The 8,770-nt window shown below is 40.9% G+C and carries 5 protein-coding genes; 4 read left to right on the top strand and 1 reads right to left on the bottom strand.

Annotated elements, in window-relative coordinates; genetic code table 11:
• Positions 1 to 88: 88 nt before the first annotated feature.
• Positions 89 to 574, bottom strand: coding sequence for an REP-associated tyrosine transposase (locus AAEY62_RS08515; RefSeq protein ID WP_350634801.1), 486 nt, complete (start codon positions 572 to 574; stop codon positions 89 to 91).
• Between the two features lie 999 nt (positions 575 to 1,573).
• Here AAEY62_RS08515 and pdhR point away from each other — a divergent pair.
• The 4 genes from pdhR to lpdA all read left to right on the top strand — a co-directional run bounded on the left by pdhR (position 1,574) and on the right by lpdA (position 8,610).
• A complete protein-coding gene (pdhR, locus tag AAEY62_RS08510; RefSeq protein WP_007586129.1) occupies positions 1,574 to 2,323 on the top strand; it encodes a pyruvate dehydrogenase complex transcriptional repressor PdhR in 750 nt (249 codons plus the stop codon).
• 90 nt (positions 2,324 to 2,413) lie between these two features.
• A complete protein-coding gene (gene aceE / locus AAEY62_RS08505) occupies positions 2,414 to 5,080 on the top strand; it encodes a pyruvate dehydrogenase (acetyl-transferring), homodimeric type (protein ID WP_010553346.1) in 2,667 nt (888 codons plus the stop codon).
• Between the two features lie 10 nt (positions 5,081 to 5,090).
• Positions 5,091 to 7,010: a pyruvate dehydrogenase complex dihydrolipoyllysine-residue acetyltransferase gene (gene aceF, locus AAEY62_RS08500; protein ID WP_350634800.1), complete on the top strand. Its 1,920-nt coding sequence runs from the start codon at positions 5,091 to 5,093 to the stop codon at positions 7,008 to 7,010.
• A gap of 175 nt (positions 7,011 to 7,185) precedes the next feature.
• Positions 7,186 to 8,610 carry a dihydrolipoyl dehydrogenase gene (gene lpdA / locus AAEY62_RS08495; protein WP_007586124.1) on the top strand — a complete coding sequence of 475 codons (1,425 nt, stop codon included), beginning with the start codon at positions 7,186 to 7,188 and terminating at the stop codon, positions 8,608 to 8,610.
• Positions 8,611 to 8,770 lie beyond the last annotated feature (160 nt).

The following is an 8,770-nucleotide window of genomic DNA, read 5'->3' as shown; positions in this document are numbered from 1 at the left end:
AGTTGCCAAATGTCGCGGGGTAAACCCGCTGCTACGATATTGCGTAGTCGCGATTTTATATCGCGCATTGTGTTTTTCGGTTGGGAGATTAGTTGCCAAATGTCGCGGGGTAAACCCGCTGCTGCGAGTTTAGATAAATACTATCCCAATATGGGTAGTCTGCAATATTTTCTATTAAATTTGCACGCAAAGGGTTTGCGACTATGTATCTAGCACAGCTATTTAAGTCTTCGGTATTTCTTATTAAGTGATCATAAAACCCTTTTTGCCAAAGCTTTTGTCTGCCAAATTGTCTATACACCGTGGCTGAGCGTCCTTTGAAGCTTCTAATTACCTCACTTAATGTTGCGCTATCGGATAATTGTAATAACCAATGAATATGGTTTGGCATTATCACGAAAGTATTTGATTTAATTAGTTGCTCTCTTTCTAATCCCCTCATTTCATTGATAACAGCTCTATTAATTATTAAGCTTGTGAATAGGTTGTTTCGCTCATGACAAACCAGTGTAATAGCATAATAGTGGTTTGCTTTTGATACTCTTCCCTTTCGTAATAAATATGAACGATGCATAACATACCCGTATTTTAGCAATCACAGACCCACGAATTTAAAGCATATGCAATTTTTATAAATTTGCGTAGTCGCGATTTTATATCGCGCATATTGGTTTACGGTTGGGTAATTGCTTGCACAATAATCGCGTGGTAAACCCGCTGCTACGATATTGCGTAGTCGCGATTTTACATCGCGCATGTGTTTTTCGGTTGGGAGATTGTTTGCACAATAGTCGCGGGGTAAACCCGCTGCTACGATATTGCGTAGTCGCGATTTTACATCGCGCATTGTGTTTTACGTTTAGGTAATTACTTGCACAATAGTCGCGGGGTAAACCCGCTGCTACGATATTGCGTAGTCGCGATTTTACATCGCGCATTGTGTTTTACGTTTAGGTAATTACTTGCACAATAGTCGCGGGATAAACCCGCTGCTACGATATTGTGTAGTCGCGATTTTACATCGCGCATTGTGTTTTACGTTTAGGTAATTACTTGCACAATAGTCGCGGGGTAAACCCGCTGCTACGATATTGTGTAGTCGCGATTTTATATCGCGCATGTGTTTTTCGGTTGGGTAATTGTTTGCACAATAATGGCGGGGTAAACCCGCTGCTACGATATTGCGTGATCGAAATTTTATATCGCGCATTGTGTTTTATGTTTAGTTGACTGATCGTGTGTAAATTGCAGCTATTTCTTTGGTACTTTTATCCTGTTATTAATTTCTTTAATAAATTCAACTAGAGTTAACACTCTATTTTTCTGGTCAGACCAATTGTTTTCATCCTATTAACGTTATAACAATTTTTGTAAATTGCGCATTGTTTAATCTTCGTTCAAAATGCGTTACGCTACTTTAATTGCTCAAATTACCTGTAAATTGACAGCTAATAAGGTTTTTGATACCGTATTGAAAATTTTTGGTATGACCAATTTACCTTTTGGGTAAATCATACTACTCAAAGCCCCGCTTTATGGGCTCTTGGTATTTATACAACGCGGACGTTGATTCATGTCTTTAAAGATCAAAGCAGCAAAGTTATCTGATGTTATTTTACAGCAACTCGAGAACATGATTCTTGAAGGCTCGTTAGCACCAGGTGAAAAGTTGCCACCAGAGCGTGAACTAGCAAAGCAATTTGAAGTGTCTCGCCCGTCACTGCGTGAGGCAATTCAAAAATTAGAAGCGAAAGGTTTAGTTACGCGTCGCCAAGGTGGCGGCACGTTTGTAAAAAATCAGCTCGAAGAAGGGCTTACTGATCCACTTTTTGATTTGATTAGTAAACACCCTGAGTCGCAGTTTGATTTACTTGAATTTCGTCATGCATTAGAAGGGATTGCTGCTTACTACGCGGCACTGCGCGGGACCAGCAACGATTTTAGCAAAGTGAAAGAAAGCTTTGATAAAATTGCCCTAGTTAATGATGATTTACAGCAAAAAGCAAAAGCAATTAATGCATTTCACTTTAGCGTGGCAGAAGCTTCGCATAATGTGGTGTTACTGCATTTAGTAAGAGGCATGAAAGCGCTGCTTGAGCAAAATGTATTGCAAAATTTAACTGTTTTATTAAAAAAGTCAGATATTAGCAGTCAATTAGCCCAACACAGGCGTTTATTAATGGATGCCGTTATTGACGGTAATCCAGAACAAGCCCGTTTAGCAAGTAATGCGCACTTAGCATTTATCGAAGAAGCACTACTTGAAGCAGGCAAAGAACATTCGCGAATTGAACGTAGTTTAAGACGCACTAAACAAAATTAAGTTAGTACATAACTACTTTGAACACACAAATTAAGTAGCTGTGATATTAAATTAACAATATTCGTATTTTAAACATAAGGAAACCTCCATATGTCTGAAGTCAATAAAATTGACGTAGACGCGCTAGAAACACAAGAGTGGTTACAAGCTCTTGAATCAGTTGTGCGCGAAGAAGGTGTTGAACGAGCTCAGTTTTTACTTGAGCAAGTATTAGAGCAAGCCCGTTTAGACGGCGTTGATATGCCAACGGGTATTACCACGAACTACGTTAATACTATTCCTGTAGATCAAGAACCTGCTTACCCGGGTGATGTAAATCTTGAGCGCCGTATTCGTTCAATTATACGTTGGAACGCGATTATGATCGTTCTACGTGCATCTAAAAAAGATCTCGACTTAGGCGGCCATATGGCGTCTTACCAATCATCTGCTGCATTTTATGAAGTGTGTTTTAACCACTTTTTTAAAGCACCAAATGATGTAGACGGTGGTGACTTAGTTTATTACCAAGGTCATATTTCTCCTGGTATTTATGCACGTGCATTTGTTGAAGGTCGTTTATCGGCTGCACAACTAGATAACTTCCGCCAAGAAGTTGATGGCGAAGGCTTACCATCGTACCCTCACCCTAAGTTAATGCCTGAATTTTGGCAGTTCCCTACGGTATCAATGGGCTTAGGTCCTATTTCGTCTATTTACCAAGCACGCTTCTTAAAATACTTAGATGGTCGTGGCTTAAAAGATACTAAAAACCAACGTGTATACGCGTTTTTAGGTGACGGTGAAATGGATGAGCCAGAATCACGCGGTGCAATCTCTTTTGCTGCACGTGAAAAACTAGATAACCTTTGTTACTTAGTTAACTGTAACTTACAGCGTTTAGACGGCCCAGTTATGGGTAACGGTAAAATTATTCAAGAGCTAGAAGGCTTGTTTAAAGGCGCTGGCTGGAACGTAATTAAACTAGTGTGGGGCAGCGGTTGGGATATTCTTCTAGCTAAAGACACAACGGGTAAATTACTACAGTTAATGAACGAAACTGTTGATGGCGATTACCAAACATATAAAGCTAAAGATGGCGCGTACGTACGCGAAAACTTCTTTGGTCGTTACCCAGAAACAGCTGCACTTGTTGCTGACATGACAGATGACGAAATTTTCGCGCTTAAGCGTGGTGGTCATGAGTCATCAAAATTATTTGCTGCATTTAAAAAAGCAGAAGACACTAAAGGCCGTCCAACTGTAATTCTTGCTAAAACTGTAAAAGGTTACGGCATGGGTGAAGCAGCTGAAGGTAAAAACATTGCGCACCAAGTGAAAAAAATGGACATGTCGCATGTTGCGCATTTACGTTCACGCCTTGGTCTTGACGATTTAGTATCTGAAGAGCAACTTGCAGAACTACCTTATTTAGAGCTTGAAGAAGGTTCACCTGAGTATAAATATCTACATGCTCGTCGTGATGAACTTAAAGGTTATACACCTAAGCGTATTCCACGTTTTAGTGAAAAACTTACGTTGCCAGAAGTAGACGCGTTTAAGCCGCTACTTGAAGAGCAAAAACGTGATATTTCTACCACTATGGGTTTTGTTCGTGCACTTAATATCTTATTAAAAGATAAAGGCATTGGTAAAAACATCGTACCAATTATTGCCGATGAAGCGCGTACATTTGGTATGGAAGGTTTATTCCGTCAAATCGGTATTTATAACCCGCATGGCCAAAACTATACGCCACAGGATCGTGATATTGTTTCTTATTATAAAGAAACTGTATCAGGGCAAGTGCTTCAAGAAGGTATTAATGAGTTAGGTGCAATGTCGTCATGGGTTGCTGCTGCAACTTCATACAGCACTAACGATTTACCAATGATCCCATTCTACATTTACTACTCTATGTTTGGTTTCCAACGCGTTGGTGACATGGCATGGATGGCGGGCGATCAACAAGCACGTGGTTTCTTATTAGGTGCTACTGCGGGTCGTACAACGCTAAATGGTGAAGGCTTGCAACACGAAGATGGTCACAGTCATATTCTTGCTAATACGGTTCCTAACTGTATTTCTTATGACCCAACTTACGCGTTTGAAGTAGCTGTTATTGTACAAGACGGTATTCGTCGTATGTACGGTGATGACCAAGAAAATATTTACTACTACCTAACGCTTATGAACGAAAACTACCATCAGCCAGCTATGCCAGAAGGCGCTGAAGAAGGTATTCGTAAAGGTATTTATAAGCTTGAAAGTTACGAAGGTAAAAAAGCCAACGTACAGCTATTAAGCTCAGGTACTATTATGACTGAAGTACGTAAAGCCGCTACGATTCTAAGCGAAGAGTATGGCATTGCGTCTGACGTGTTCTCTGTAACGTCTTTCAACGAATTAACGCGTGAAGGTCAAGATGTTGAACGTTTCAACATGCTTAACCCTGAAGGCGAGCAAAAAACAGCATTCATCACAAGCGTATTAAACGACTCTGTGACTGTTGCAGCAACGGATTACATGAAAAACTACGCAGAACAAGCGCGTTCATTTATTCCAAGCAGCAACTACAAAGTGCTAGGTACAGATGGTTACGGTCGTTCTGATAGCCGTGAAAACCTACGTCGTCACTTTGAAGTTAACGCGGGCTACGTTGTTGTTGCTACGTTATCTGAACTTGCTAAACGCGGTGAAGTTGAGAAGTCAGTAGTTGTTGAAGCACTTAAAAAGTTCAACATCGACACTAACAAACTTAACCCACTGTACGCATAAGAGGTTTGCAATGAGTATTGAAATTAAAGTACCAGATATTGGTGACGACGAAGTAGAAGTAACCGAAATATTAGTAAGCGTTGGCGACAAAGTAGATGTTGACCAATCATTACTTAATGTTGAAGGCGACAAAGCATCAATGGAAATACCTGCTTCGCAAGCGGGTACAGTGAAAGAGATTAAAGTAAACGTTGGCGACACCGTTACAACTGGCTCTTTAGTATTTTTGTTTGAAGGCGAGAGTGAAAGCACTGGTGAAGAAAAAGCATCAGCCGCTGCTCCAGCTAAATCTGAAGAGGCAGCACCTGCTGCTTCTACAGGTTCTTCAACTAAAGAAGTAACCGTACCAGACATTGGCGATGATGAAGTTGAAGTAACTGAAATCATGGTTGCTGTTGGCGACACCGTTTCAGAAGAGCAATCTATCTTAAACGTGGAAGGCGACAAGGCAGCAATGGAAGTTCCCGCTCCATTTGCCGGTATAGTTAAAGAAATTAAAGTCGCCGCTGGCGATACAGTTAAAACAGGCTCATTAGTGTTTGTTTTTGAAGTAGCAGGAAGTGAATCTGCAGCACCGGCTAAAGAGTCGGCTCCTGTAGAAGCGCCAGCAGCTAGCTCAACAGCAAATGCAGCACCAAGTACTAAAGAAGTTAATGTACCTGATATTGGTGGCGATGAAGTTGAAGTAACTGAAATTATGGTTGCAGTTGGCGATACGGTTGAAGAAGATCAATCAATCTTAAACGTTGAAGGCGACAAAGCTGCAATGGAAGTACCCGCTCCATTTGCAGGTACAGTTAAAGAAATTAAAGTAGCCGCTGGCGATAAAGTATCGACTGGCTCATTAATTTTTGTATTTGAAGTTGCAGGCAGCGCGCCAGTAGCAGCACCTGCATCCGCTGAAAAATCAGCACCTGCAGCTGCGGCTAAAACTGAGTCGGCACCGGCTCAAGCGGCACCAGCAAAAGCAAGTAATGAAAGCTTCACAGAAAACAGCGCGTATGCTCATGCATCACCTGTTGTTCGCCGTTTAGCGCGTGAGTTTGGTATTAACCTAGCTAACGTAAAAGGCACTGGTCGCAAAGCCCGTATAGTTAAAGAAGACGTGCAAAACTATGTTAAAAACTTAGTTAAGCAAGTTGAGTCTGGTCAATTGTCAGCAGGTAGTAATGCTGGTGGCAGCGAGCTTGGTCTTATTCCATGGCCTAAAGTAGATTTTGCTAAGTTTGGCGAAATTGAAGAGCAAAAGCTGTCTCGTATTCAAAAGCTATCAGGCAAAAACTTACACCGTAACTGGGTGCAAATCCCACATGTTACACAGTTTGACGAAGCTGATATCACAAGCCTTGAAGTATTCCGTAAAGAGCAAAATGTGCTTAGCGAGAAGAAAAAGCTGGGTGTTAAAATTACGCCACTTGTGTTTGTAATGAAAGCAGCTGCAAAAGCACTTGCTGAATTTCCAAAATTCAACTCATCGCTTTCTGAGGACGGCGAAAGCTTAATCCTTAAAAAGTACATTAACATTGGTGTTGCAGTTGATACGCCAAACGGTTTAGTTGTACCAGTGTTTAAAGATGTTGATAAAAAAGGCATTATTGAACTATCACGCGAATTAATGGAAGTATCTGTTAAAGCACGTGACGGGAAGCTTACATCGTCTGATATGCAAGGTGGTTGTTTTACTATTTCTAGCCTTGGCGGTATTGGCGGTACGGCATTTACGCCGATTGTTAATGCACCAGAAGTGGCTATTTTAGGTGTGTCTAAATCTGAAATGAAACCTAAATGGAATGGCAAAGAGTTTGAACCAAAACTAATGGTTCCGCTGTCTATGTCATACGACCATAGGGTTATTGACGGAGCCTTAGCTGCACGCTTTACTGTGACTCTTGCAAGTTACATGAGCGATATTCGCCAATTGGTGATGTAATCGCTGGACAATGAATAGAATCAAATCCCAGCCAGTTGTTTTTAGCTGGGATTTTTACCATTTGCAATGATACAATCTTTGCACAAATTTGTGATCTGCTCTCACTTTCTGCCTTGCAGAAACATGGCAGTTAAACTTTAGGGCAGTGTCCCGTTCAAACAATTAAGGTAATAGCATGAGCAACGAATTAAAAACTCAAGTTGTTGTACTAGGCGGTGGTCCTGGTGGTTACTCTGCGGCATTCCGCGCTGCTGACTTGGGCTTAGAAGTTACATTGGTAGAATCTCGTGAAACATTAGGCGGCGTATGTCTTAATGTTGGTTGTATTCCTTCAAAAGCACTTTTACACGTAGCTAAAGTGATTGATGATGCAGCTGAAATGTCATCTCATGGTGTTACTTTTGGCGCACCAAAGATCGATCTTGACCAAGTTCGTACTTGGAAAGATTCTGTAGTTGGCCAGTTAACTGGTGGACTAGAGGGCATGGCTAAAATGCGTAAAGTGAAAGTTGTATCTGGTTACGGCAAATTCACTGGCAGCAATACTTTAGTAGTTGAAGGCGAGAAAGACTCTACAACTATCACGTTTGATAACGCGATTATTGCAGCAGGTTCTAAACCAGTTAACTTACCTTTCATCCCACAAGATGACCGTGTAATTGATTCAACTGGCGCGCTAGAGCTTAAAGATGTACCAGAAAAACTACTTGTACTTGGTGGTGGTATTATCGGTCTTGAAATGGGTACGGTTTACCGTGCACTAGGTTCTGCAATTGATGTTGTAGAATTTGCTGACCAATTAGTTCCAGCAGCTGATAAAGACATTATCAAAATTTACCAAAAATACGTAAGCAAAAAATTCAACGTAATGCTTTCAACTAAAGTTGTTGGTGTTGAAGCTAAAAAAGATGGCTTATACGTAACGTTTGAAGGTAAAAACGCACCAGCAGAACCTGTACGTTACGACAAAGTGCTTGTTGCAGTTGGCCGTACTCCAAACGGTAACTTACTTGATGCTGAAAAAGCGGGCGTAAACGTTGATGAGCGTGGCTTTATTAATGTTGATAAGCAATTACGTACTAACGTAAGCCATATTTTTGCAATTGGTGACTTAGTTGGCCAGCCTATGCTTGCGCATAAAGCGGTTCATGAAGGTCATGTTGCTGCAGAAGTTATTTCTGGTCAGAAGCATTTCTTCGACCCTAAATGTATTCCTTCGATTGCGTATACTGACCCAGAAATCGCTTGGGTAGGTGTTACTGAGAAAGAAGCAAAAGAGCAAGGCCTAAAAATTGAAACTGCGGTATTCCCGTGGGCAGCTTCTGGTCGTGCTATTGCATCATCTCGTACTGAAGGTTCTACTAAACTTATTTTTGATAAAGAAAGTGGCCGTATAATCGGTGGTGCTATGATCGGTATTAACGCGGGCGAAATGCTTGGCGAAATCGGTTTAGGTATTGAAATGGGTGCTGATGGTGAAGACTTAGCGCTTACTATCCATGCTCACCCTACATTGAATGAATCAATCGGCCTTGCAGCTGAAATTTTTGAAGGTTCGATCACTGACTTACCAAACAAAAAAGCAGTTAAAAAGAAGTAATTTAACTTTTTAGCATTTGTTTGAAAAACCCAGCTTCGGTTGGGTTTTTTTATGTCTGGTTTTTAATTTAAGAGATGTTGAATTAATTCAATGATACCAATCTGCTTATATATGGGGTCTATTTAACGTTAAGAAAATTACGCTAGAACTAGGCAAAAGT

Origin of the sequence: Pseudoalteromonas sp. GW168-MNA-CIBAN-0100 (assembly GCF_040309225.1) — a bacterium.
Taxonomy (GTDB): Bacteria; Pseudomonadota; Gammaproteobacteria; order Enterobacterales; family Alteromonadaceae; genus Pseudoalteromonas; species Pseudoalteromonas arctica.
Note: the sequence above shows the minus strand (reverse complement) of the source record. Positions and strands in the feature narration are given on the sequence as shown.